Raw genomic sequence first — 24,544 nt, forward strand, 5'->3', positions numbered from 1 at the left:
GCCAGGCCAGCGCCCCGACAGGTTCGGGGCGCTGGTGTTTCTGGGGAATGGAAAGCCGTGACTAGCTGCCGTACAGCAGCAGGAGTCCCCACAGCACCAGCAATATCCCCGAGGCGCGGCTGAGCCAGGTGCCGCCGGGCAGATACTTTTCCAGCAGCACATAAGCGCCGATCAGGGCGACCCAGAGCAGGTTCATCAGTCCCACGACGAACAGCACGCCCATCAACGCCCAGCAGCAGCCCAGGCAATACAGCCCGTGAGCCAGCCCCATGCGCCACGCACCGGACGGGCCGGGCCGCCAGTAAGCCAGCAGGAACTGCAGGGGAGACTGGCAGCGACGCAGGCAAGCGCGTTTGGCGGGCAGGAACTGATAGACGCCAGCGCCCAGCAGGAATGCCGTTCCCAGCCAGTGGTTCTGGCTGCGCATCTCCGTGCTGAGCAGGGCTCGTTGGTCCAGCAGCCATTGCAGCAGCGTGGCGACCAGGCTGAACCCGCCCCACACCAGCAGGTAGGCGGCGCAGAAGAGCAGCAGCGCCAGGTTCTGCTGGTCGGCGGGGAGTCGCCGGCGAATGCTGTGCTGATAAAGGAGAAACATCGGCGTAGCGCTGGGGAGCATCATGCCGACCATCATGATGCTCCACATGGCGAACATCAGCAGGGCGTCGCGAAGTGTCCACGGCATCGGCATGCCTTCCATGGCCATCTCCAGCATGCCCCCGGGAGCGGCCATGCGCCGTGCGAGGTCCAGCAGGAATAGCCAGGCGACCCCGGTAAGGGCAGACAGCAGCATCACCAGCAATGCCGATTGCCGGCTCAACCACCTTGGGGCCGCACGGGGGCTGGAGCTGGACTCCGACGACACCGTCAGCGCACCACGCCCTGTCCCGTCAAGTGCAGGTGTGCCAGATGTGCGTGGCCGCCTTGTGAGCTGATCCTGATGCCGCCCTGTGCGTCGAAGCTGCCACTGCCCATTTCCGCCTCGGTGAACTCGAAGCCGTCCGGCAGCGTCAGTCGGGCCCGCTGCGGCTCACCGGTCACTGGATTGCGAATCGGTTCGCCTGTGGCTTCGAGTACGCCAGCGATGCGGGTGTGCGCACTGCGTTCATCGACGTCGATCTGCATTTCGATAGGGACGAAACAAGGCTCGAGGACTTCGCTCAGGGTAGTGCTGAATACCTGGAACACCGTCGCACCCGGCATGCTTTCCGCACCCGACAGGATGGTCAGCAGGGCTGCGCGTTGCTCTGGCGTCGCGCGCTCCTCGATGAAGACCTGGCAGCGGCCATTGCCTTGATGGATGGCGCCAGGCCAGGCAAAGGTGCCGACCCAGCAGAGTCCATCGAGCACCTGGTTTTCGAAGTGGCCCTTGTCGATTCGCATGCTCACCACCGCTTCGCACTTGCCGTGGGTCGGGAGTGAGCTGAATTGACACGGACAACCCCAGTTGCAGTTACAGGACGCAAACTCGACGCCTTCAAGGCGCCAGTCAGCCATTGCCATGGCTCACCTCCTCGCCGCATGGATTTGAAGCAGCATCTGCCCTGATTAATAACGCTAGCAGAGGCATTGTGCGGCGAAGCGGCAGCCGACCGGGGGTTCACTGGGGGAAGTTGCCGTCGAAGGGAGGGCAGCCTTGCCGCGTCATGCGGGCGCCTGTTGGCTGCGGCAAGGTTCCGGGATTTGGGATATTGAAGCGCCCGGCGGAGCGACGCTGTGCCGCTCCGGCATGGGGCTGCCTGTCACTCCGGCAGCGGGGCGTTGCGCGCCACCTGGCGCAGAGCCTGCTCGTAGTAGTCCACGCTCTGCGCACCGGAGATCAACTGGCGGCCGTTGAGGATCACCGCCGGTACGGCGCGGATGCCGTGGCTGGTGTAGAAGTCCTCTTCGGCCACCACCTCGTCGGCAAAGGCGTCGCTGTCGAGGATTTCTCGCGCCCGGACCGCGTCCAGGCCGACGCTGACGGCTACGTCCAGCAACTCTTGGGCATCGCTCGGGTCGCGTCCCTCGCCGAAGTAGGCGTGCAGCAGGGCCTGCTTGAGGGCGACGTCGCGGTGCGATTCCGCCGCCCAGTGCAGCAGACGGTGGGCATCGAAGGTGTTGTAGATGCGGTTGCGCTTCTTCAGGTCGAAGTGCACGCCGACTTCTTCACCCATGGCGCGCAGGTGTTCCTGGTTGCGGGCGATCTCTTCGGCGCTGCTGCCATATTTGCGCTGCAGGTGTTCCACCAGGTCCTCGCCCTCGGCGGGCATGTCGGCATTGAGCTCGAAGGGCTTGATGTGCAGTTCCACGGTCAATTCGTCGTCCACGCGGCGGATGGCTTCCAGCAGGCCGTTCAGGCCAATGGCGCACCAGGGACAGACCACGTCGGAGACGAAATCTATGGTGATGCTATCGCTCATGGTGGCGATCTCCGGCAAATGGGCATGGTTCAAGGATGGACCCGGAAGGGCGGTTCAATCCAGTGGTGGGGTTGGCAGGTTGAGGGTATGTTTAATGTTGTTTCTCTGAATGTATCGTAACTATATGAATTTAAATGAATTAAATCTCTTGAGATATGACTTTAACAAGGGCGGCTGCCTGAGGTTCGTCTGCGGGAGGCAAAGCCCTGGAATTCCGGCCTTCTGACGCGTATAGGACGGCTGGAGTGTGCAACCTATAGATCATGTAGAGAATTAAGTTAATTTTGTAAGCATATGATTTAGATTGATTATTTTCTTTGGATGACGAGATTGCCGCGGCGGGCGTTCACAGGCGCTCCGGGTGGCTCCCGGAAGGCGATAGCTGCCGCTGTCGAATGCCAACGGACGGGCGCCGACGCAGTCGGTCGGACGATCACGACTGCCGCGTCGCGATACTGGAATTGCCACGAAGACGCGCTACCTTGAGCCTGTTGTGCGCAGAGTTTTTTCGTCGCGCATCGCTTCCCGCCGTCCCCGCACAGGCAACGGACCCGCAGCTGCAGGCCCGGCAGTCAACCAGCAGATACGGAGCACGCCATGGCTCGCACCACGCCCATCGAGCTTTACCGCAATATCGGCATCGTCGCCCACGTCGACGCCGGCAAGACCACCACCACCGAGCGCATCCTGTTTTACACCGGGGTGAACCACAAGATGGGTGAGGTACACGACGGCGCGGCGACCATGGACTGGATGGTGCAGGAGCAGGAGCGCGGCATCACCATCACCTCGGCGGCGACCACGGCCTTCTGGCAGGGCTCCACCAAGCAGTACGACCACAAGTACCGTTTCAACATCATCGATACTCCCGGCCACGTTGACTTCACCATCGAGGTGGAGCGCTCCCTGCGCGTGCTCGACGGCGCCGTGGTGGTATTCAGCGGCGCCGATGGCGTCGAGCCGCAGTCCGAAACCGTCTGGCGCCAGGCCAACAAATACCACGTGCCGCGTCTGGCCTACGTCAACAAGATGGACCGCCAGGGTGCCGACTTCCTGCGCGTTGTCGCGCAGATCAAGCAGCGCCTGGGCCACACCCCGGTACCGATCCAGCTGGCCGTCGGCGCGGAAGAGAATTTCGCCGGGCAGATCGACCTGGTGAAGATGAAGGCCATCGTCTGGAACGAGGCTGACCAGGGCACCAGTTACACCGAGGAGCCGATTCCTGCCGAGCTCCAGGCGCTGGCCGAAGAGTGGCGCGCGCACATGGTCGAGGCCGCCGCCGAAGCCAACGAAGAGTTGATGAACAAGTACCTCGAAGGCGAGGAGCTCTCCATCGAGGAAATCAAGGCCGGCCTGCGCCAGCGCACCCTGGCCAACGAGATCGTCCCGGCGGTGCTGGGCTCCTCGTTCAAGAACAAGGGCGTGCCGCTGGTGCTCGACGCGGTGATCGACTACCTCCCGGCGCCCACGGAAATTCCCGCGATCAACGGCACCGACCCGGACGACGAAGAGAAGCACCTGGAGCGCCATGCCGACGACAGCGAGCCGTTCTCCGCGCTGGCCTTCAAGATCGCCACCGACCCCTTCGTCGGTACCCTGACCTTCGCCCGCGTCTATTCCGGTGTACTGAGCAGCGGCGACGCCGTGCTCAACTCGGTGAAGACCAGGAAGGAACGCGTTGGCCGGATGGTGCAGATGCACGCCAACCAGCGCGAGGAAATCAAGGAAGTGCGCGCCGGCGACATTGCCGCGCTGATCGGCATGAAGGACGTCACCACCGGCGACACCCTGTGCTCCATCGACAAGCCGATCATCCTTGAACGCATGGACTTCCCCGATCCGGTGATCTCGGTGGCCGTGGAGCCCAAGACCAAGGCCGACCAGGAGAAGATGGGCATCGCCCTGTCCAAGCTGGCCCAGGAGGACCCCTCGTTCCGCGTCAAGACCGACGAGGAGACCGGGCAGACGATCATTTCCGGCATGGGCGAGCTGCACCTGGACATCATCGTCGACCGCATGCGTCGCGAGTTCAACGTCGAGGCCAACATCGGCAAGCCGCAGGTGGCCTACCGCGAGGCGATCCGCAAGAAGTGCGAGATCGAGGGCAAGTTCGTCCGCCAGTCCGGCGGTCGCGGCCAGTTCGGCCATTGCTGGATTCGTTTCGAGCCGGGCGAGGAAGGCAAGGACGGTCTGGAGTTCGTCAACGAAGTGGTGGGCGGCGTGATCCCCCGCGAGTTCATCCCGGCGATCCAGAAGGGCATCGAGGAACAGATGCAGAACGGCGTGCTCGCCGGCTACCCGCTGATCGGCCTGAAGGCCTCGGTGTTCGACGGTTCCTACCACGACGTCGACTCCAGCGAGATGGCCTTCAAGATCGCCGCCTCCATGGCCACCAAGCAGCTCTCGCAGAAGGGCGGCGCGGTGCTGCTGGAGCCGGTGATGAAGGTCGAGGTGGTGACGCCGGAGGACTACATGGGCGACGTGATGGGCGACCTCAACCGCCGGCGCGGCCTGATCCAGGGCATGGAGGATACGCCGGCGGGCAAGGTGATCCGCGCCGAGGTGCCGCTGGGCGAGATGTTCGGGTATGCCACGGACGTGCGCTCCATGTCCCAGGGGCGGGCGAGTTACTCGATGGAGTTCACCAAGTATGCCGAGGCGCCGGCGAATATCGCCGAGGCGATCATCAAGAAGGCCAATGGGTGATCGTGGCTGGATGAACGACGGCGCCCGAGGGCGCCGTTGTTCATTGTGGGGGGCGGCTCTCGTAGGAGCGGACTTTGTCCTTGGGTGTTTCTGCGCCGCTTAGGTGTGCTCGGGGACATTTTGTTTCGCCCCCTCGGGCGACCCACTTTGGCAAACGACTCAAAGTGGGCAAAGGTCTTGCCCCATCATCCGGCCCCGGCTTCGCCGGGGTTCCCTCGCTCCATCGAAGTTTCAGGGGCCCGCCGCGAAGGGCCATCCCTGGCCCATCGCGGCTCTCGCGGCATCCATGCCGCTCAACCCCTGAAACTCCGATTCCACTCGACCTCCTGAAGGGGCGTTCCGGTGCGCGCGGATATTTCTCTGGAAGTCGTTAAATCTAGAGCCAGAGCCAGATCGGAGCTGCGCTCCTGCGCGAGCACGCATAGTCCGCGCGGATCACGCACAAAAAAAGCCCGGCATTGCGCCGAGCTTTTCTTCAGCTGCGATACAGCACCGGCCGCCGCAGGTGCACATAGCTGTACCCCTCGCGTGCCAGGGCAATGCGTTGCGGGTCCAGCTCCGCCACTAGAAGCTCCTCGCCGTGCTTGGCCTGGGCCATGACCTGGCCGTCCGGCGCGACGACGCAGCTCAGGCCGCAGTATTCCAGCTCGCCTTCGTTGCCGACGTAGTTGGCGTAGGCGAGGAAGACCTGGTTCTCGTAGGCGCGGGTGGGTACCAGCACCTGGGCGACGAATTCATAGGGGCGCATGTTGGCGGTGGGCACCAGCACCAGGTCGGCGCCGGCCAGGGCCAGGGTGCGCACGGCCTCGGGGAATTCCACGTCGAAGCAGATCAGCAGGCCGATCTTCCAGCCGTCCAGCTCGAAGATCGCCGGCGGCGTGTCGGAGGCGCTGAACTGCGTGCGGTCTAGATCGCCGTAGAGGTGCGTCTTGCGGTAGTTGGCGCGGCGCTCGCCCTGGCGATCGATCAGTTGCACGCTGTTGAAGATGGCACCGCCTGCGTCACGCTCGGGGTAGCCGTAGAGAATGCCGATCCTGTGCTGGCGGGCGACTTCGGCGATGCGGGCCGCCGAGGGGCCGTCGCTGGCTTCGGCCAGTTCGGCGACGCGTTTCGCGCCGATGTTGTAGCCGCTGAGGAACATTTCCGGCAGGACCAGCAGGTCCGCGCCATTCTGCACCGCCTGCTGCGCGGCCTGCTCCAGGCGGCGCAGGTTGCCGGCGACGTCGTCCGGGCCGGGTGGGCACTGGTAGAGGGCGAGATACATGGAGTTCTCCTTCGAAACGCGCAAGGCCGGGATCAGGCAGTGTGCACCCGATCCCGGCCCCGCGCGAGCCGCTGTTCAATGAGTGGCGGGAATCAGTCCGGCAGTTCCATCGGGCCGAGCTCGGCGAAGCGATCACCCGGGCCGGGGTTCTCCGGATGAGTGGCGCCGCCGAAGTGCTTCATGATGCCCCAAACGGCGTTGAGCGAGGTTTGCACCGCGCCTTCCACCCAGGCCGGGGTCCAGGACACGTCGTCACCGGCGATGAAGATGCCGCGCTGCTCGGCGGGCATGTCGTCCTGCATGAAGTGCGCGTACATGCGCTGGTTGTAGCGGTAGTGGCCCGGCAGCGCGCCCTTGAAGGCGCCGAGGAAGTGCGGGTCGGCTTCCCAGGAGACGGTGATGGGGTTGCCGATGACGTGGCTGGCGATGTCGACCTTCGGGTAGACCTTCTTCAGTGCATCCAGGGCCAGTTGCACGCGCTTCTCGACCGGGTGCGGCAGCATCTTCATGGCGTCGCTCATCCAGGAATAGGACAGGCAGATCACACCCGGCTTGTCGTCGCCGTTGTCGAACAGGTAGGTGCCACGGGTGAGGCGGTCGGTGAGGGTCATGCTCATCACGTCGCGGCCGGTTTCCGGGTCCTTGTCCTTCCAGAACGGGCGGTCGACCATCACGAAGGTCTTCGAGGACTGCATGTAGCGGGTACGGTCCAGGGCCATCCACATCTTTTGCGAGAACAGTGCTTCCTCGCATTCGATCTGGGTGGTCAGCAGCCAGGTCTGGCAGGTCGCCAGGACGGCGGCGTAGTGGCGGGTATCGCCCCAGTAGTCGGTGACGGCGAAGGTGCCATCGGCGGCGCGGGCGATCTTCTTCACGCCCGGGCGCGGTGCGCCGTTGTGCAGCGAGGCGAGGGAGGTGCCGGCCGGCCAGTGCGCGCATTTCTCCGGCACATGGTTCCAGATGCCGCGCGGCACCTGCTCGACGCCGCCGACGACCAGGTGCTGGTGGTCGTCGCAGTTGGTCATCACCACGCGGAAGATTTCCAGCATGGAGTTGGGGAAGTCCGAGTCCCAGCCGCCGGTGCCGAAGCCGACCTGGCCGAAGATCTCGCGGTGGCGGTAGGAGAGGCGGGAGAAGGCCTTGGAGGTGGCGACAAAGTCGTAGAAGGTGCGGTCGTCCCACTTCGGTACCAGCTCGTCCCACAGGGCCTTGAGCTTGACGGTGTCGCGTTCGCGGATGGCGTCCTGGATCTCGGAGAAGCGTGCGCCGTCTTCCAGGGCGTCGGCCCAGGCCTGGGCGACTTCGCGGAAGATTTCCGGCAGGTCGTCGATCTTCTCGGCGTAGTGACTGGTGCCTTCCAGGTCGACCACGGTGCTGCCCGAGGCCGGAGTCAGCGGGTTGGGGAAGGGCTTGGTTTCCAGGCCGAGCTTGTCGACGTAGTGGTAGAAGGCGGTGCTGGACACCGGGAAGCGCATGCCGCCCAACTCGGCGATGATGCCGTCGGCGCCTTCGAAGCTCTCCGAACGAAGGCGGCCGCCCATCTTCGAGGCCTCGTAGACCACGGGCTTGAGGCCCATCTTCATCAGCTCATAGGCCGCCACCAGGCCGGAGATGCCGGCGCCGACGATGGCCACTTCCTGGCCGTGCTTGTCGGCGGGGATGCTGCCCAGGCCCGCGGGGTGTTCGATCCAGTCGTCGAAGGCGAAGGGGAAGTCCGGACCGAAGATGGTCACCGGTTTCTTGCCGGGGGTGTGGGGATGGCGGTTCTTGTGCATTGGAGGCTCCCGTTTGTTCGGCATGCCGGTTTTCATCAACCAGCTTGGCAAGGCTTTTCGCGGCCCGCAGAGGCCAATCGATGGATGGCGCGCGGGCAAAGAAATGGCGAGCCGTGAGGGCTCGCCTTGGCGCTCACTATTACAAAGGCGGCCGTTGAAATGAATCCGTAAATCTGCAGAATGCTCAAGACCTTTCAGGCAGATTGATTGACTAAATGAACAAAATAACGAAAAACGCTGACGCCATGCTGCTCAGCCTGCTGCGCGCCAATGCCCGCGAGTCGATTTCCGAGCTGGCGCGCAAGCTGGGCGTATCGCGCTCCACGGTGCAGAGCCGGATCGAGCGGCTGGAGCAGCAGGGCATCATCAGTGGCTATTCGATCAAGGTGTCGGACAGCTATGCGCAGTCGCTGGTGCGCGCTCATGTGCTGGTGACGGCGCTGCCCAAGCTGTCGCACCAGGTCGTGCAGGCGCTGGATAAGATCGCCGAGGTGAAGACTCTGCATTCGGTGAGCGGCAACTTCGACATGATCGTGATCGTCGAGGCGCAGTCGATCCGCGACCTGGATGCGGTGCTGGACCGCATTGGCGCGCTGGATGGGGTTGAGCGGACCATGTCGTCGATCATTCTGTCGACGCGTATTGATCGCTGAGGGACCGTTGCCTCCGTGGGAGCGGACTCTGTCTGCGATCCCTCCGGCACGGGGGCTCATCGCGGACGAAGTCCGCCACTACGAAAGCCAGCGACTCCCGGCCGCAGTGGCAGGAGAGTCGATTGGCCCCATTGGTCTGCCGGTATTGGCGGAAATTGGCTATTCGAAGCGCCGACCTGTGGCGGTAACGTATCGCCATTCCCGCAACTCGCGGACCCACTGGAGAAGATCATGAGTGCACGTATCGATTGGCCCAAGAAGTCCCCCGATGCCTACAAGGCCATGCTCGGCCTGGAGCAGGCCCTGGAGAAATCCGGCCTGGAGCTCCCGCTGCTGGAACTGGTGCGCCTGCGTGCCTCGCAGCTCAACGGCTGCGCCTACTGCATGAACATGCACGCCAACGATGCGCGCAAGGCCGGCGAGACCGACGCGCGTCTGCAGACCCTGAGCGCCTGGCGGGAAACCCGCTTCTTCACCGAACGCGAGCGCGCCGCGCTGGCCTGGACGGAAAGCCTGACCCTGCTGGCCGAGAAGCATGCGCCCCAGGATCAGTTCGAAGCCCTGCGCGAGCATTTCGGCGAGGCGGAGATCGTCAATCTGACGCTGGCCATCGCCACCATCAACGCGTGGAACCGCTTTGGCGTGGGGATGGCGTTGGTGCCCTGAGCCAGGGCCAATGGAGGAGGGCGCCTGCGGGCGCCTTTTTCGTTCGGCGGCACCGGCTCGCACGGAAGGGTGCAGTCGGGTGCCCGATCCAGCAGCCGTTGTACCGATCAGCGCTTGTAGAGAATCACCGCCGCCCGCAACTTGCTGCGGCCAAACCGACTCATCTGCTCGAACTCCCCGTGGCTCACCGGGATGTGCTGGCAGTCCAGCGGCTGGCGGTGCTTGCTGTGGTCGACGTCGGGGTCGTGCAGGTAGACGAAGTCCTCGTCGCAGTCGGTGACCACCACCCAATGCGGCGCCTTGGAGCGAGTCAGGCGGTAGCTGCTGATCAGCACCAGTGGCTGGCCGCCGGCTTCCAGCGCGCTGCCGATGTCGAGCTGATTGACCAGCAGTTGCTCCACGTCGCTCTGCGCCAGTTCGTGGGCGAAGTCCTCATGCACCAGGCGCATCACCGCGCGTTTCTCCTCGCTGCGTACGCCGTCGAGGAACAGCGGTCCGTCCTCCGACAGTTGCAGCTGCACGCGGAAGCCCCGGCGCCAGGCGGCCAGGGCCAGACCCTGCGGGCTGCAGCCGCCGTGGCCGGCGGTCATGTAGATGGTGGTGGCTTCGCGCCATAGGCGCAGTTCTTCGCGGCGCTCCAGCACCCGCTCGGGCTCCAGCGCGCCCATGGCCATCAGCAGGCAGGAGGGGCCGCAGGTGAACTCGGTGGTCTGGTGGTAGAAGGGCACGTGCCGTGGCGCCTGGCCGCTGATCTGGCGGATGCGTTTCTCGAAGCGCAGCGCTTCGCTATGGTCTTCGTAGTAGTCGCGCACCGTGGCGAAGGGACGATAGCCGTTGCGCTGGTAGAGGATGATGGCGCCGCGATTGTCCGGGCGGACTTCCAGGCGCATGTAGGCGCAGTCGTGTTCGAGCGCCTCCGCCTCGGCGCGGTCCAGCAGCTTCTGTCCCAGGCCGATGCCGCGGGCGCGCTCGTCGAGGGCTATGGAGTAGAGGCGGGCCAGCGAGGTGCCCTGGTGGAACAGCACCAGCACATAGCCCAGCAGGTTGCGGTCGGCCTCGGCGACGACCAGTGAGGCGTGGGCGCGGCTGATCATCCACTGGAAGTTGCGCCGGGACAGGCGGTCGTACTCGAAGCAGCGGTTTTCCAGCTCGACCAGGGCGGTCAGGTCGTTGGCGGTGGCGGCGCGAAGTTGCAGGTTCATACCGGTAAGGATTCGTTAACCTGTAAGGAGCACGTTGGTTGGGTGACGGGCGCGAACGTACCGCCCAGCCCCGCGGTCGAAGCAGCGTTCAGCGGAGTATTGTCCCTGGCTCAATGCGCGGCAAGCGCTATCCCGAGTGCCCTGGAGGTGTCGTGAGCAAGCTGTTCATCATCGTCGAACGCAAGGAAGACTGGTCGTCCTACTACCCCAGTGAAGATGTGGTCAGCGCCCAGGAGTACCTGGAGATGCCCATCGATGACGACAGCGGCAAGCGTGTGCAGGTGATCAACCTGTGCCGCAACTATAAGTACCTGGGCCACGGCTATTACTGCTCGCTGCTGGCCGAGGCGCGCGGACACAAGGTGATTCCGTCGGTGCGCAGCATCAGCGAGCTGGCGAAGAAATCCCTCTACAGCCTGGCCCTGGAGGATCTGGAGAAGACCCTCGACAAGGCGCTGGCGGACCATCCCTACGGCAACACCGACGGCTTCACCCTGACCCTGTACTTCGGCCGCACCGACATGGAGCCGTTGCAGGACCTGGCGCGCCAGCTGTTCGAGGCCTTTCCCTGTCCGCTGCTGCTGGTGGAGTTCCGCAAGAGCCGCGGCTGGCACATCGAAGGGGTGAAGCCGGGCAACATCCACAAGCTGCGCGAGGACCAGGAAGACCTGTTCGCCAATGCGCTGGACAGCTTCAGCCGGCAGATCTGGCGCAAGCCGCGCTCGCGCAAGCAGTACCGTTATGACCTGGCGATTCTCCACGACCCGGAGGAGGCCTTCCCGCCGTCGGATGCCAAGGCGCTGAAGAACTTCATCCGCGTCGGCCGCAGCCTGGGCATAGACGTCGAGCTGATCGAGAGGAAGGACTACTCGCGGCTGGCCGAGTACGACGCGCTGCTGATCCGCGAGACCACCAGCGTCAGCGACCACACCTATCGCTTCGCGAAGAAGGCCGAGAGCGAGGGCATGGTGGTGATGGACGACCCGGTGTCGATCCTGCGTTGCACCAACAAGGTCTACCTGGCGGACCTGCTGCGGAGCCACAAGCTGGGCATGCCGGCCACCGAGATTCTCTACAAGGACAACCCACAGGAGCCGGAAAAGGTCGGCGAACGCCTGGGCTTCCCGCTGGTGCTGAAGATTCCCGACGGCAGCTTCTCCCGCGGGGTGATCAAGGTAAGCGACCAGCAGGAGCTGCTCAAGGCCAGCGCCGAGCTGTTCGAGCGCTCGGTGCTGCTGCTGGCCCAGGAGTTCTTCTATACCGAATATGACTGGCGCATCGGCGTGCTCAACCAGAAGCCGATCTTCGCCTGCCAGTACTTCATGTCCAAGGGCCACTGGCAGATCTACGACCATAGCCCCGATGCCGAGGAGCTCAGCGGCGATTTCCGCACCATGGCGGTCCATGAGGCACCGCGCAAGGTCGTGGAGCTGGCGGTGAAGACCGCCAACCTGATCGGCGATGGGCTGTACGGGGTGGACCTCAAGCAGTCCGGTGATCGCGTGGTGGTGATCGAAGTGAACGACAACCCGAATATCGACTGCGGGGTGGAGGATGTGTACCTGGGCGACGACCTCTACAAGCTGGTGCTCGAGGAGTTCATCCGCCGGTTGGAGGTCAAGCGCCGCGGACGCGGCTGGTGAGACCGATTCGGCATTGACCTTATAGGAAAACGGTCGATAGACGCCGTCAAGATATTGCTAGCTTTACAATTTAGAGCGCCAAACGACTGTTTTTTAAAGTTTTTCAAAAAAATGGCGCCAAGGAAGGGAGCATGCTTGAGGCGGCATCGAGTCTTCGACGCCTGCTGGTAGTCGATCCTTGCGATGACTGTCGGCGGCTGTTGCCCGGGCTCCGGGCAGCGGGATGGGAGGTGGACAGCTGCGAGCTGGATTCGGCCGGCGAGCATAGCTGCGACGTCGGCTTGCTGCGTCTGCAGCCCGAGCACCTGGATCGCCCCGAATCGATCAAGGAGCTGATCAGTCGCAGCGGCACCGAGTGGATTGCGGTGCTCAGTCCGGACATCTTGCCGATCCATGAGGTCGGCGATTTCGTCAGCGAGTGGTTCTTCGACTTCCATACCCTGCCATTCGACGTGGCGCGGGTGCAGGTTACCCTGGGCCGCGCCTTCGGCATGGCGCGCCTGCGCGGGCGCGGCGGCCTGCACAGCGACGAAGGGCAGCACGAGTTGCTCGGCGAAAGCCGCGAGGTGCGCGAGTTGCGCAAGCTGCTGGCGAAGTTCGCGCCGACCGAATCCCCCGTGCTGATCCGTGGCGAGAGCGGCACCGGCAAGGAGCTGGTGGCGCGCACCCTGCACCGCTTGTCGCGGCGCGCGGCACGGCCGTTCGTGGCGATCAATTGCGGCTCGATTCCGGAGAACCTGATCCAGTCGGAACTGTTCGGCCACGAGAAGGGCGCCTTCACCGGCGCGCACCAGCGCAAGATCGGCCGCTTCGAACAGGCCAACGGCGGCACGCTGTTCCTCGATGAGGTGGGCGACCTGCCACTGGAGTTGCAGGCCAATCTGTTGCGGGTGCTGCAGGAGAAGCAGTTCGAGCGGGTCGGCGGCAGTCAGCCGATCGATGTCGACGTGCGGGTCCTGGCGGCGACCCACATCGACCTGGAGGCGGCGATCCGTGCCGGAACCTTCCGCGAGGACCTGTACTACCGCCTCAACGTCCTGCAGGTCTCGACCTCGCCGCTGCGCGACCGCAATGGCGACATGGCGCTGCTGGCCAATCATTTCGCCCACCTGTACAGCGTCGAGACCGGCCGCCGGCCACGGCGCTTCTCCGACGATGCCCTGGCGGCGATGGCGGAGCACAACTGGCCCGGCAACGTGCGCGAACTGGCCAACCGGGTGCGCCGAGGCCTGGTGCTGGCCGAGGGCCGGCAGATCGAGGCGCGCGACCTGGGCCTGGAACGCCAGAAGGGCAAGCCCACGTACCAGCCGCTGGTGACCCTGGAAGAGTACAAGCTCGGCGCCGAGCGCCAGGCGATGTGCGATGCCCTGGCGCGGCATGGCGATAACCTCAGCGTGGCGGCGCGGATGCTGGGCATCTCCCGGCCGACTTTCTATCGGCTGCTGCACAAGCATCAGCTGCGCTAGGGCGCCACAAGCCCACGCCCAGGTTCGCCAGGCCGTACGGCTCTTCGTAGGAGCGAGCTTGCTCGCGAACAATCTCGCACCCTGCCAGCCCGTTCGCGAGCGAGGACTGGGCGCCACCTCGGTCCTGCAGGAGTGTGCAGGGATGGCGCTCTGGACGTGGATCGGAATATCCCCTGCAGGAATAGACGAAGGCCCCGCAATCGGGGCCTTCGTGTTTTGCACAGGATGACGTGCCGGCGTATACGCTGGCTGGGCAGCCGGCGTCGATGGCAGCGGGTGGTTGTGCGGGGAGCCGCCACGGGCTGCCAGGTAGACGCTTGCGTTGTCGGTGTCGGAGCCGGTCAGATGGCCCGGAGTGTACTGGGCCTGGCGCTCCGCATGGCCGGCGTCGTTGCCCCCGGGGCGGCGCGGGCCGCCCCAGGTAATGGGATAGGTATCGCCATGTGCTGGGTGATACCCCAGTAGCCGCCGTCAGCAGCGAAGGTCATGCCGGCTGATGCAAGTCCGGTCTGGATGATGGCGTTGTCGACGGCGATGTTGCCAGTGCTGGGCTGCGTTGCGCTGCCAGCGGTGTTGGCGTGCTGACCGTAGGGAACGGCTGCCGCTCTGTTGTTTTTCTGTGGGTGATCGCAGTTCGCGATCAGGATGGTGCGGAAGGTGTCGGTGGTGCGGCTGTGGGCGTTTTCCAGTGTCCGGATAGAAGTGGCCGGAGGCACGCTGTCCTGCGCGTTGCGGGCCTGTCGGTCATCGTCATCAGCAACCCGCATGACGCCGGGATGGCTGATCAGATCGCCATGAGCGTGGCTGGGGCTGCCGTCCTGAGTCGCGTCCGATGGCAGCAGAGCAAGCGCGGCGCAAAAGACTGCGAACCATGACAAGCCGGCGGTGACTGTCCTTGCAATACTCCCCGACATGCCAGTGACTCCTGCGTGACGCGCTGATCCTCGCTCAGCGATACAGCGGTGAAGCAGTTGCTGTGCCGAAATTGAGTTCCCTCGCAGAATCAGTGACTTGGAGATTTCAGTCGGGACGGCGGTGAAGCAACTGTTGCGCCGTCATTACACCGGCATCGGAGGGAAATCCCGGCGAGGGCTCTGGAATCGGGCCTGGATCATGGATGAATCAGCCTGTGTATCGTGGCTGAAACACAATGTCGTGCCGAGGCTGGCCTTTCCCGGTTCGCCGGGTGTTGCGCGGGTGTGACCTGTTGCACTGGCTTTACAGTCAGACCTGGCCATCGGCTTGCCAGAGCGGCTGCGGAATGGCATCGCCCTGGATCAGACATTTTTCGCAGACCGGCGAACGCACGCCGCCTCGGGTGGTCTGCTTCACGCGGGCGATAGTCGGCCGGGCTGGGGCTGCTGGCTGGATGAGAATTTTTCGTTAAATCCGCAGCAAGCGGCAGGCAATGCATTAGCATGCCGACGCCTTGTCGAGGTCCGTGTCCTGACTTCGTGGGCCGACCCAGTCGGAGCACATCATTAAAAAGCGAGCCATCGAGCCGCGCGGGGGAAGCAGTATGGATTTGTGGAGTGCCTTCCAGGCATTCGTTCTCGGGGTGGTCGAGGGGCTGACGGAGTTCCTGCCAATCTCCAGTACCGGCCACCAGATCATCGTGGCGGACATCATCGGCTTTGGCGGCGAGCGTGCCGAGGCCTTCAACATCATCATTCAGCTGGCGGCCATCCTGGCGGTGGTCTGGGAGTTCCGCCGCAAGATCCTCGACATCGTTGTTGGCCTGCCAACCCAGGCGCGGGCCCAGCGTTTCACCGTCAACCTGCTGATCGCCTTCTTCCCGGCCGTGGTGCTGGGCGTGGCCTTCGCCGACTACATCCATCATTACCTGTTCAACCCGATCACCGTGGCCGTGGCCCTGGTGGTGGGCGGCGTGATCATGCTCTGGGCCGAGAATCGGCAGCATGTGATCCGTGCCGAAAGCGTGGACGACATGACCTGGAAGGACGCCCTCAAGGTCGGCTGCGCCCAGTGCCTGGCGCTGGTGCCCGGTACCTCGCGGTCGGGAGCGACCATCATTGGCGGCCTGCTGTTCGGGCTGTCGCGCAAGGCGGCTACCGAGTTTTCCTTCTTCCTGGCGATGCCGACCATGGTCGGTGCGGCGGTCTACTCGGGGTACAAGTACCGCCATCTGTTCCAACACGATGACCTGCCGGTATTTGCCATCGGCTTCGTGACTTCCTTCATCTTCGCCATGATCGCCGTGCGCGGCCTGCTGAAATTCATCGCAAACCATAGCTACGCGGCGTTCGCCTGGTACCGTATCGCCTTCGGCCTGCTGATCCTGGCGACCTGGCAATTCGGCCTGATCGACTGGAGCAGCGTCAAACCGTGAGTCTGAGGGCAATGGAAAGAAACGGAACCATCAGCCGCTGGGACGACGACAAGGGCTTCGGCTTCATCCGTCCGCAATCCGGTGGCGAAGAACTCTTCCTGCACATTTCGGCATTTCGCGGCGATCGCCGTCCGCAGAGTGGCGATCAGGTGTGCTACGTCGCGGGCAGCGACAAGCAGGGCCGGCCGCGGGCGGAGCACGCGCGCCTGGCCGGCCTGGCCATCGACATGCCCGATATCCGCCGCAAGCCGGGAGCGCCGGCGACCCGCGAGCGGGCCCGCAACGGGCGGAAAGTGGCTTTCCCGACGCCGCCGCGGCGCTCCATCGGCCGCGTCCTGCTGCTGTTGGCGGTGCTGCTGGCGCTGCCGGTCACGGGCGCCGTGGTATGGCTGAAGGACGGCTATTTCGCCTGGTTCCTGCTGCTCTACCCGCTGTTCAGCGTGCTGGCGTTCTTCGCCTACTGGCGGGACAAGCGCAGCGCCGAGCGGGACGCGTGGCGCACCCCCGAGCAGAGCCTGCACCTGCTGGAGCTGCTGGGCGGCTGGCCGGGCGCTTTGCTCGCCCAGCAGCTGTTCCGCCACAAGACCCGCAAGCTGTCGTTCCAGGCGGTGTTCTGGGCGATCGTCGTGGTGCACCAGCTGTTCTGGATCGACTGGCTCAGTGGCGGGCGCCTGCTGGGTTGGGTCGGTGTGCTGATGGGGCTGGGGCAGGGCGCTTCATAACGGCGAGTCGTCCTTCGAGAACTCTTCCGCCAGATAGTCCAGCAACGCCCGCACCGCCGGTAGAACGCCGCGTCGGTGCGGATAGACCGCCTGCAGGTTGGCTTCCGGCTCGTGCCATTCCGGCAGCACGCGTACCAGGCGGCCATCCGCCAGTTCTTCGATGCAGTAGTAGTTCGGCAGCACGGTCACACCCAGCCCGGCCAGGGCGACATTCTTGCGCAGGTTGAAGTCTTCCGCCGCCAGGCGAGCTTCCATCGCCAGCTCGCAGACTTCCCCCTGCGGCCCGATCAGTTTCATGTGCACCTTGCGGTCGCTCTCGATCGCGCCGAGGACGGGCAGGCTGGCCAGGTCCTGCGGGTGGGTCAGTTGCCGTCCCTGCAGGAGCGCGGGCGCCGCCACCAGCACCGCCTTCGCCCGGCGCAGGCGGCGGGACACCAGGGACAGGTCTTCATCGCCCGGCGCGCGGACGCGCAGGGCCACGTCCACGCCTTCATTGAGCAGGTCGACGCGGCGGTTGGTCAGCAGCAACTCCAGGTTCACCTGCGGATAGGCCGCCAGGAATCCGGGCAGCATCTCGTTGAGCGAGGTTTCCGCCATCGCGACCGGGCAGGACAGCTTGACCCGACCGCGCGGCTCGGCGCTGAGCTGGGCGGCCACTTCATCGGCCATTTCCGCCTCCACCAGCATGGCCTGGCAGTGCCGGTAGTAGCGCTCGCCGAGGTCGGTGAGCGCCAGCTTGCGCGTGGTGCGTTGCAGCAGGCGCACGTTCAGGCGCGCCTCCAGTTCCGCCACGCGCCGCGACAGGCGCGACTTGGGCAGCCCCAGCAGGCGGCCGGCGGCGGCGAACCCCCCGCACTCCACCACCTTGGCGAAATAGAAGAGGTCGTTGAGGTCCTGCATGGGATTGTCCTACTGGTGAGACGAATCATCGCATTTTTGCCGACTTATCGATGATTGGCTACATGCGTAGTCTTGCTTCCAACGACGAATTACTCCCGCCAGCCACCTGGCTAACCCGTTTGGAGAGCTCACACATGAAACTTCTGCACATCGATTCCAGCATCCTTGGCGACAACTCCGCTTCCCGTCAGCTCAGTGCCGAACTCGTAGCCGCCTGGGTTGCCGCCGAGCCGGGCGTTGAAGTCACCTACCGCGACCTGGCCGCCGACGCCATCAGCCACCTGTCTGCCGCCAGCCTGGTCGCCGCCGGCACCCCGGCTGAAATGCGCGACGCCGCGCAGAAGCATGAAGCCGCCCTGGGCGAAACCAGCATCGAAGAGTTCCTGGCAGCCGACGCCATCGTCATCGGCGCGCCGATGTACAACTTCTCCGTGCCCAGCCAGCTGAAGGCGTGGATCGACCGCATCGCCGTCGCCGGCAAGACCTTCCGCTACACCGAAAGCGGCCCTGTCGGCCTGGCCGGTGGCAAGAAGGTGATCATCGTTTCCACCGCCGGTGGCATCCACGCCGGCCAGCCGACCGGTGTCGCCCACGAGAACTACCTGCAGCTGGTGCTGAATTTCCTCGGCATCACCGACATCGAAGTGGTGCGCGCCGAAGGCCTGGCCTACGGTGACGAGCCTCGCCGCAACGCCATCGCCGGCGCCCAGGCAAGCATCGCCAGCCAGTTCGCCGCCGCCTGATCGGTTGACGCACCAGGAAAAGCCCCGCATAGCGGGGCTTTTTCATTTCCGGCGTTTGAGAGAGAGACCACTCATCTGGCGATCCAGGCAGTTCCGGGCTGGCGCGTAGTATGCAAGGAATCTCCCAGGCGGCGTCCGAAGCCCCGCAACCTGTGCGGTGGAGCTCCGTGGCGCCTGAGCTGGATGCGCATCGGGGTGGACTGCACCATGGCGAGGCGTCTGTTGTGGATTCTGTTGCTCGTTACCTTCAGTAGCGGGGCCTGGGCGGTCTCGGGCTGGAACGTGGGCTTTCACCGTCTGCAGGTGAGCGACCCGCTGGACCTGGCGCCGATGAAGGCCATTGCCTTCTACCCGACGCGCGCCCCGGAGCGGCCGCTGCACCTGGGAAACTTCATCCTCGATGTCGCCTACGAGGGCAAGACCGCCAACGGCCACTTCCCGCTGCTGGTGATGTCCCACGGCAACTACGGCACGCCGCTGGCGCACCGTGACCTGATCGAGGCGCTGGTGCGCAAAGGCTTCGTCGTGGTGGCGCTGTTGCACCCTGGCGACAACCTGCATGACCACAGCCGTCTGGGCGCCTTGAGCAATCTCTATGGCCGACCCTTGCAGGTCTCGGAAACCATCAGCGCCGCGCTGCTCGATCCCGAGGTGGCGGGCGTCGTCGATCCGCGCAAGATCGGCGTGATCGGCTACTCCGCTGGCGGCGAGACGGCGCTGATCCTCGCGGGCGCGCAACCGCGCCTGGACCGCTTGATCAAGTACTGCGAGAAATACCCGAATGACGCCGACGCCTGCAGCGACAAGGGCAAGCTGCGCGCCGACCGCAGCGACCTGGCGCCGATGGCCGACCCCCGCGTCGGCGCCTTGCTGCTGCTGGCGCCGCTGAGCCTGATGTACGGCGCCCGCGAGCTGGAGGACGTACAGGTGCCGGTGCTGCTCTACACCGGCAACCAGGATCATATCCTCGACTGGAAGAAGAACGCCGGCGCCCTGGCGCGCAAGCTGCCGCAGCAGCCGGACCTGCGGGTGCTCGATGGGGCGGGGCACTTCGTGTTCATGTCGCCCTGTTCCGAGGAGGAACTGGAGGCAACGCCGGACCTGTGCACCGACAACCAGGGGCTGGACCGCAAGGCCATCCACCGCGACCTCGCGGCGTCGGCGGCGGAGTTCTTCGACGTCAGTCTGGGCAGCGCGACGATGCAGACTTCGGGGCGGTGAGAACGATTCTGTCCGGCAGCGTAGGGCGTATAACGCTCCGCGTTATACGCCGATTGACCTTGGCCGTAGCCCGTTCGGGGCCGGTCTGGCTAATCGGCCAATCCTGACCACCGCGCCGGCGAGGACATGAGTGTGTCGGCGTACAACCGCGAACGGTTGTACGCCCTACGAACGGCGCGCAGAAAAAAGCCCCGCATCGGCGGGGCTTTTTCATCGATGGCGAAACGTCAGACGATCACGCCCTGGCTGCGCAGGTAGTCGTCGTAGGTGCCGCTGAAGTCGGTCACGCCGTTTTCCGACAGCTCGATGATGCGGGTGGCCAGGGAGGACACGAACTCGCGGTCATGGCTGACGAAGATCAGGGTGCCCGGGTAGTTTTCCAGCGCCAGGTTGAGCGCCTCGATGGATTCCATGTCCAGGTGGTTGGTCGGTTCGTCCATCACCAGCACGTTGGGCTTCTTCAGGATCAGCTTGCCGAACAGCATGCGGCCCTGTTCGCCACCGGAGATGACCTTCACCGACTTCTTGATGTCGTCGTTGGAGAACAGCATGCGGCCGAGGGTGCCGCGCACCAGCTGCTCGCCGCCCTGGGTCCACTGGGCCATCCAGTCGAACAGGTTGTAGTCGTCCTCGAAGTCCTCGGCGTGGTCCTGGGCGAAGTAGCCCACGTCGGCACTGTCGGTCCACTTCACCTCACCGGCGGTGGGCGCCATTTCGCCGACCAGGGTGCGCAGCAGGGTGGTCTTGCCGATGCCGTTCGGGCCGATGATCGCGATGCGCTCGCCGGCTTCCACCTGCATGCTCAGGTTCTTGAACAGCGCCACGCCGTCGAAGCCCTGGCTGACTTTCTCCAGGGTCACCGCCTGGCGGTGCAGCTTCTTGTACTGCTCGAAGCGGATGAACGGGCTGACGCGACTGGATGGCTTGACCTCTTCCAGCTGGATCTTGTCGATCTGGCGCGCGCGGCTGGTGGCCTGCTTGGCCTTGGAGGCGTTGGCCGAGAAGCGGCTGACGAAGGTCTGCAGCTCGGCGATCTGGGCCTTCTTCTTGGCGTTGTCCGACAGCAGACGCTCGCGGGCCTGTTCGGCAGCGGTCATGTACTCGTCGTAGTTTCCCGGGAACAGGCGCAGTTCGCCATAGTCCAGGTCCGCCATGTGGGTGCAGACGCTGTTCAGGAAGTGACGGTCGTGGGAAATGATGATCATGGTGCTGTTACGCGCCGTGATGATGTTTTCCAGCCAGCGGATGGTGTTGATGTCCAGGTGGTTGGTCGGTTCGTCGAGGAGCAGCAGGTCCGGATCGGAGAACAGAGCCTGAGCCAGCAGCACGCGCAGCTTCCAGCCCGGAGCCACGGCGCTCATCGGGCCGAAGTGCTGTTCCAGCGGAATGCCCAGGCCCAGCAGCAGCTCGCCGGCACGGGATTCGGCGGTGTAGCCGTCGAACTCGGCGAACTGGACTTCCAGTTCGGCCACGGCCATGCCGTCTTCCTCGCTCATCTCCGGCAGGGAGTAGATGCGATCGCGCTCGGCCTTGACCTGCCACAGCTCCTCGTGACCCATGATCACGGTGTCGATCACGCTGAATTCTTCATAGGCGAACTGGTCCTGGCGCAGCTTGCCCAGGCGCACGCCGTTTTCCAGCATCACCTGGCCGCTGGAGGGCTCCAGCTCGCCGCCGAGGATCTTCATGAAGGTCGACTTGCCGCAACCGTTGGCGCCGATCAGGCCGTAGCGGTTGCCGTTGCCGAATTTGACGGAAACGTTTTCGAACAGCGGCTTGGCGCCGAACTGCATGGTGATGTTCGCAGTGGAAATCAACTGGGTAACCCTTGGCTGGACATGGTGCGCGCCGGGCGCGGGCGTGCGGGAAGGGCGCTGCGGTCGAGCAGGTCGAGGCGCGCCTGGCAAAGCCGCCTATTATGCCACAGAGGGGCGGCTCCTTGCATGCCGTACGCCTGAAGCGCCCATTCTGCGGGGGCAGGGGAGAAACGAGGCAGTTGAAACCCGCCATTGTCCTGCCTCAGAATTCGGGTGTTCAGAATTCCGGTGGGGGCTGTATGAAAATCCTTAACGCGCAAAACTCGCTCAAGCAGTACCTGGAGCAGGTCAGCGACAAACTGATCACCATTGTCTCGGCCTCTGCCAGTGAGACCGAGGCGCTGGTCGAGACCCTGGTGGAGAACGGCAACAAGGTCGATCTGCTGGTCGGCACCATCAATGCCTTCACCTCGCCGGACTTCATCGACTTCTGCGTGCGCGACAGCGGCGCCAACGTGACCCTGCACGTGGACTTCCGCGCGCAGAACAGCGTGCACTGGAAGCTGATCCTGGTGGAGCCGGACGTGGTGATCCTGGGCAGCGCCAACTTCACCGAGATCGGCCTGGGCCTGACCCGCGACACCTGCACTGTCATCCAGGACGCCGCGCTGTACGCCGACTACCTGGCCCGTGCGGCGGCGATCAAGGGTAGCGAAGGCGTAATGCTGGGCGAAGACAGCCCGGCCTTCGACGAAGCGCTGGAAGAGTACCGCCAGACCCATCGCCGCATGCAGGCGAGCCTGGCGCGTGGCGCGCAGTACCTGGACGGCGAGAGCTGGCTGGGTGACGAGACCAACCAGAGCATCCCGCTGTTCATCTGGTACAGCGATCATTCCGATGATTCCGAGGAAAAGGCCGAGGCGTTCCTGCGGGCCAGCAGTGATGGCGTGGACTGGGACGATGTGCGCGAGTTCTTCACCTATGAATGCGCCGAGGGTGTGCTGCCCTACGAAGAGGGCGACATGGTGCTGACCGCGCGCTGCAACGGCACCAACATCGGCTTCTACACCTTCGACCGTATCCTGTATCGCAACGGCACTTACTACATCTATTCGTACCGCAAGAAGCGCTACACCCAGCCGTTCAAGCTGGAAGACGCCAAGGAGCGCCTGAAGGAAGCGATTCCGGAGTGGTACGAGGAAATGCGCACCTCGCTCAACCGCCACGACATCAACAGCGTGGTGCGCTGAGTCCTTCCGTTCATCGGCCGGCGCCGCCGCAGGCCTCGGGTTTGCGGTGTGCGCCTGGCTTTTTCGCCCGGGCTAGCTAGCCTTATGCCAGTATGTCGGCGCCGACTGATGGTGTCGGTCGACTTCGACGGAAAACTGACAGGAGGCAATGGAGCATGCCCACCCCTCGCTTCGATGAAGTTCCCCCGCGTCGGCGCATGCGCTGGCATTGGCGTCTGGTGACCCTGAAGGTCCACATCCTGTCGATCCTCCTGCTGGCCTGCATGCTGGGCGGCAGCGCGATGCTGCTGCTCAATTCCCTCAACGAAACGCTGGAGATGGGCCTGCGCCTGGGCTCCTGCGTGGCCGGCGCGCTGATCCTGCTGCTGTGCCTGCATATCCTGCGCATGTCGCTGCCGCCGCTGAGCCCTTCGCGCTCGCGCGTTCGCCGCGGCCTGGAATGAAAAACGCCCCGTGGCATCGCTGCCACGGGGCGTTTTACGTCAGGCGTCGATCAGTACATCAGAAGATGTTGACCGGGTACTCGACGAATACGCGGACTTCGTTGCCGTCGGTGTTGTACTGCCAGGCGTCGTTGGAAACGCGAACCCAGGAGCCGCGCAGTTTGACCGACAGGTCCTTGGCCGGGCCGCTCGGTACGACGTACTTGAGCTGGTTGAAGATTTCGCGCTCTTTGCCGTTGCTGGTGTAGTCGGTCTTGATGTTGTCGCCGTAGACGTAGGCCACGGTGTAGCTCAGGCCCGGAACGCCGTACTCGGAGAAGTCCAGGCTGTAGCTGCCTTGCCAGGAACGCTCGTCCTCGCCGTTGAAGTCCGACCAGTAGGAGTTGGCCAGCCAGATGGTGGTGCCGCCGTCGCCCAGGCCGCCTTCGTTCTGGTACCAGCCGTACTGGTAGCCGGAGTCGCCGTTGTTGCGCTGGTGCGCGACCATGAAGGTGTGTACGCCGATGTTGTACGCGGCCGACAGACTCCAGATGGTGTTCTTGGTGCCGTCGATGCCGTTGTCAGCGGCGAAGTCTTCGTTCACGTGGGTACGGTAGCCGTTGAAGTCCAGGGTCAGGGACTGCTTGTCGGCCAGCGGGATGACGTAGTTCAGGTTCATGTACTGCTTGCGAGCGACGTCTTCGCTCTCGTAGCCGTACAGCGAGCCGCTGAAGTTGTCGGTGAACTTGTAGCTGCCGCCGAACACGTCGATGCGCTTCAGGCCGCCGCTGTCGCGACCTTCGGCGCTCTTGCGGGTTTCCGAGGTGAAGCGGCCGACGTTCAGCTCCAGACCTTCGATCTCCTTGGAGGTGATCAGGGTACCGGTGAAGCTTTCCGGCAGCAGGCGGGAGTTGTCGTAGCTCAGGACCGGCAGGGACGGCATCTGGTCACCGTACTTGATCACGGTATTGGAGAAGCGCGCCTTCACTGCGCCACCGGCGCGAGCCAGGTCGCTGGCAGCTTCGCCGCTGTCACCTTGCTTGAAGAAGTCGATGCCCGCGGCACCGCTCTTGCCCTGGCCGCCGTCCAGGCGTACGGCGTACATGCCGAACGCGTCAACGCCGAAACCGACAGTGCCCTGGGTGAAGCCGGAGGTAAAGGTGGCGGTGGCGGCCTGGCCCCACTCGGCCTTGTCGTGGGCCTTGCCACCGGGGGTTTCGTGCCACTTGTCGCGGTTCATGTAGGCATTGCGGAAGAACAGGTCCATGTGGCTGTCTTCGATGAAGCCCTTGGCGGTGGACTGGTCTTCGGCCAGGGCCGCGCTGGACGCGAGAATGCCCAGCGCGAGCAGGCTGATGCGGTGTTGCAGCATGTTGTTTTCCTTGTGCTAATGGTGCAGCGCCGA

Annotated in this window: 21 protein-coding genes; 11 read left to right on the top strand and 10 right to left on the bottom strand. The window is 64.3% G+C overall.

Annotated features, from left to right (window positions below):
• Positions 1-61: 61 nt before the first annotated feature.
• From O6P39_RS12180 to O6P39_RS12190, 3 genes are all read right to left on the bottom strand, one after another.
• Positions 62-790: a DUF2182 domain-containing protein gene (locus O6P39_RS12180; protein ID WP_275611576.1), complete on the bottom strand. Its 729-nt coding sequence runs from the start codon at positions 788-790 to the stop codon at positions 62-64.
• A gap of 74 nt (positions 791-864) precedes the next feature.
• Entirely contained in the window at positions 865-1,500 is a 636-nt protein-coding gene (locus tag O6P39_RS12185; protein WP_275611577.1) for a DUF1326 domain-containing protein, read from the bottom strand.
• A gap of 239 nt (positions 1,501-1,739) precedes the next feature.
• Positions 1,740-2,399, bottom strand: a complete 660-nt coding sequence (locus O6P39_RS12190) for a DsbA family oxidoreductase (RefSeq protein WP_275611578.1) — start codon at positions 2,397-2,399, stop codon at positions 1,740-1,742.
• A 597-nt stretch (positions 2,400-2,996) separates the two neighbouring features.
• On the opposite strand from O6P39_RS12190, the gene fusA reads away from it, so the two are divergent.
• The gene (fusA, locus tag O6P39_RS12195) at positions 2,997-5,105 is read left to right on the top strand and encodes an elongation factor G (RefSeq protein ID WP_275611579.1); all 2,109 of its coding nucleotides are present in this window, start codon (positions 2,997-2,999) and stop codon (positions 5,103-5,105) included.
• A 475-nt stretch (positions 5,106-5,580) separates the two neighbouring features.
• Here the strand turns inward: fusA and O6P39_RS12200 are convergent, their stop codons facing one another.
• On the bottom strand, positions 5,581-6,369 hold the full coding sequence (locus tag O6P39_RS12200; RefSeq protein WP_275611580.1) for a carbon-nitrogen hydrolase family protein: 789 nt from the start codon (positions 6,367-6,369) through the stop codon (positions 5,581-5,583).
• A gap of 92 nt (positions 6,370-6,461) precedes the next feature.
• Complete coding sequence (locus O6P39_RS12205; RefSeq protein WP_275611581.1) at positions 6,462-8,144, bottom strand: NAD(P)/FAD-dependent oxidoreductase; 1,683 nt, start codon at positions 8,142-8,144, stop codon at positions 6,462-6,464.
• Between the two features lie 215 nt (positions 8,145-8,359).
• Here O6P39_RS12205 and O6P39_RS12210 point away from each other — a divergent pair, with 215 nt between their 5' ends.
• Together O6P39_RS12210 and O6P39_RS12215 are read left to right on the top strand one after the other, a co-directional pair.
• Complete coding sequence (locus O6P39_RS12210) at positions 8,360-8,797, top strand: Lrp/AsnC family transcriptional regulator (RefSeq protein ID WP_275611582.1); 438 nt, start codon at positions 8,360-8,362, stop codon at positions 8,795-8,797.
• 231 nt (positions 8,798-9,028) lie between these two features.
• The gene (locus tag O6P39_RS12215) at positions 9,029-9,463 is read left to right on the top strand and encodes a carboxymuconolactone decarboxylase family protein (protein ID WP_275611583.1); all 435 of its coding nucleotides are present in this window, start codon (positions 9,029-9,031) and stop codon (positions 9,461-9,463) included.
• Positions 9,464-9,570: 107 nt separating this feature from the next.
• Here the strand turns inward: O6P39_RS12215 and O6P39_RS12220 are convergent, their stop codons facing one another.
• Positions 9,571-10,665, bottom strand: a complete 1,095-nt coding sequence (locus tag O6P39_RS12220; RefSeq protein ID WP_275611584.1) for a GNAT family N-acetyltransferase/peptidase C39 family protein — start codon at positions 10,663-10,665, stop codon at positions 9,571-9,573.
• Between the two features lie 152 nt (positions 10,666-10,817).
• Here O6P39_RS12220 and O6P39_RS12225 point away from each other — a divergent pair, with 152 nt between their 5' ends.
• Positions 10,818-12,308, top strand: coding sequence for a RimK family protein (locus tag O6P39_RS12225; RefSeq protein WP_275611585.1), 1,491 nt, complete (start codon positions 10,818-10,820; stop codon positions 12,306-12,308).
• Between the two features lie 131 nt (positions 12,309-12,439).
• Positions 12,440-13,774 (top strand): sigma-54 dependent transcriptional regulator, encoded by a 1,335-nt coding sequence (locus O6P39_RS12230; RefSeq protein WP_275611586.1) that lies wholly within the window; start codon positions 12,440-12,442, stop codon positions 13,772-13,774.
• Between the two features lie 341 nt (positions 13,775-14,115).
• Here O6P39_RS12230 and O6P39_RS12235 read toward each other — a convergent pair whose 3' ends face one another.
• The gene (locus O6P39_RS12235; RefSeq protein ID WP_275611587.1) at positions 14,116-14,688 is read right to left on the bottom strand and encodes a hypothetical protein; all 573 of its coding nucleotides are present in this window, start codon (positions 14,686-14,688) and stop codon (positions 14,116-14,118) included.
• 605 nt (positions 14,689-15,293) lie between these two features.
• Between O6P39_RS12235 and O6P39_RS12240 the strand changes: the two genes are divergently transcribed.
• The gene (locus tag O6P39_RS12240) at positions 15,294-16,124 is read left to right on the top strand and encodes an undecaprenyl-diphosphate phosphatase (RefSeq protein WP_275611588.1); all 831 of its coding nucleotides are present in this window, start codon (positions 15,294-15,296) and stop codon (positions 16,122-16,124) included.
• An 11-nt stretch (positions 16,125-16,135) separates the two neighbouring features.
• On the top strand, positions 16,136-16,846 hold the full coding sequence (locus O6P39_RS12245) for a DUF1294 domain-containing protein (protein ID WP_275611589.1): 711 nt from the start codon (positions 16,136-16,138) through the stop codon (positions 16,844-16,846).
• Here the strand turns inward: O6P39_RS12245 and O6P39_RS12250 are convergent.
• Positions 16,841-17,746 (bottom strand): LysR substrate-binding domain-containing protein, encoded by a 906-nt coding sequence (locus O6P39_RS12250; RefSeq protein WP_275611590.1) that lies wholly within the window; start codon positions 17,744-17,746, stop codon positions 16,841-16,843. The two genes, O6P39_RS12245 and O6P39_RS12250, sit on opposite strands and share 6 nt — an antisense overlap.
• A gap of 134 nt (positions 17,747-17,880) precedes the next feature.
• Here O6P39_RS12250 and O6P39_RS12255 point away from each other — a divergent pair, with 134 nt between their 5' ends.
• Together O6P39_RS12255 and O6P39_RS12260 are read left to right on the top strand one after the other, a co-directional pair.
• The gene (locus tag O6P39_RS12255; protein WP_275611591.1) at positions 17,881-18,489 is read left to right on the top strand and encodes an FMN-dependent NADH-azoreductase; all 609 of its coding nucleotides are present in this window, start codon (positions 17,881-17,883) and stop codon (positions 18,487-18,489) included.
• 207 nt (positions 18,490-18,696) lie between these two features.
• Entirely contained in the window at positions 18,697-19,710 is a 1,014-nt protein-coding gene (locus tag O6P39_RS12260; RefSeq protein WP_275611592.1) for a dienelactone hydrolase family protein, read from the top strand.
• Between the two features lie 227 nt (positions 19,711-19,937).
• Here O6P39_RS12260 and O6P39_RS12265 read toward each other — a convergent pair whose 3' ends face one another.
• The gene (locus O6P39_RS12265) at positions 19,938-21,527 is read right to left on the bottom strand and encodes an ABC-F family ATPase (protein WP_275611593.1); all 1,590 of its coding nucleotides are present in this window, start codon (positions 21,525-21,527) and stop codon (positions 19,938-19,940) included.
• Positions 21,528-21,766: 239 nt separating this feature from the next.
• On the opposite strand from O6P39_RS12265, the gene O6P39_RS12270 reads away from it, so the two are divergent.
• Positions 21,767-22,717 carry a phospholipase D family protein gene (locus O6P39_RS12270; protein WP_275611594.1) on the top strand — a complete coding sequence of 317 codons (951 nt, stop codon included), beginning with the start codon at positions 21,767-21,769 and terminating at the stop codon, positions 22,715-22,717.
• 155 nt (positions 22,718-22,872) lie between these two features.
• Positions 22,873-23,160, top strand: coding sequence for a hypothetical protein (locus O6P39_RS12275; protein ID WP_275611595.1), 288 nt, complete (start codon positions 22,873-22,875; stop codon positions 23,158-23,160).
• 58 nt (positions 23,161-23,218) lie between these two features.
• Here O6P39_RS12275 and O6P39_RS12280 read toward each other — a convergent pair whose 3' ends face one another.
• Positions 23,219-24,511, bottom strand: a complete 1,293-nt coding sequence (locus tag O6P39_RS12280) for an OprD family porin (protein WP_275611596.1) — start codon at positions 24,509-24,511, stop codon at positions 23,219-23,221.
• Positions 24,512-24,544: the final 33 nt, after the last annotated feature.

The organism is Pseudomonas sp. PSE14, assembly GCF_029203285.1.
GTDB lineage: Bacteria > Pseudomonadota > Gammaproteobacteria > Pseudomonadales > Pseudomonadaceae > Pseudomonas.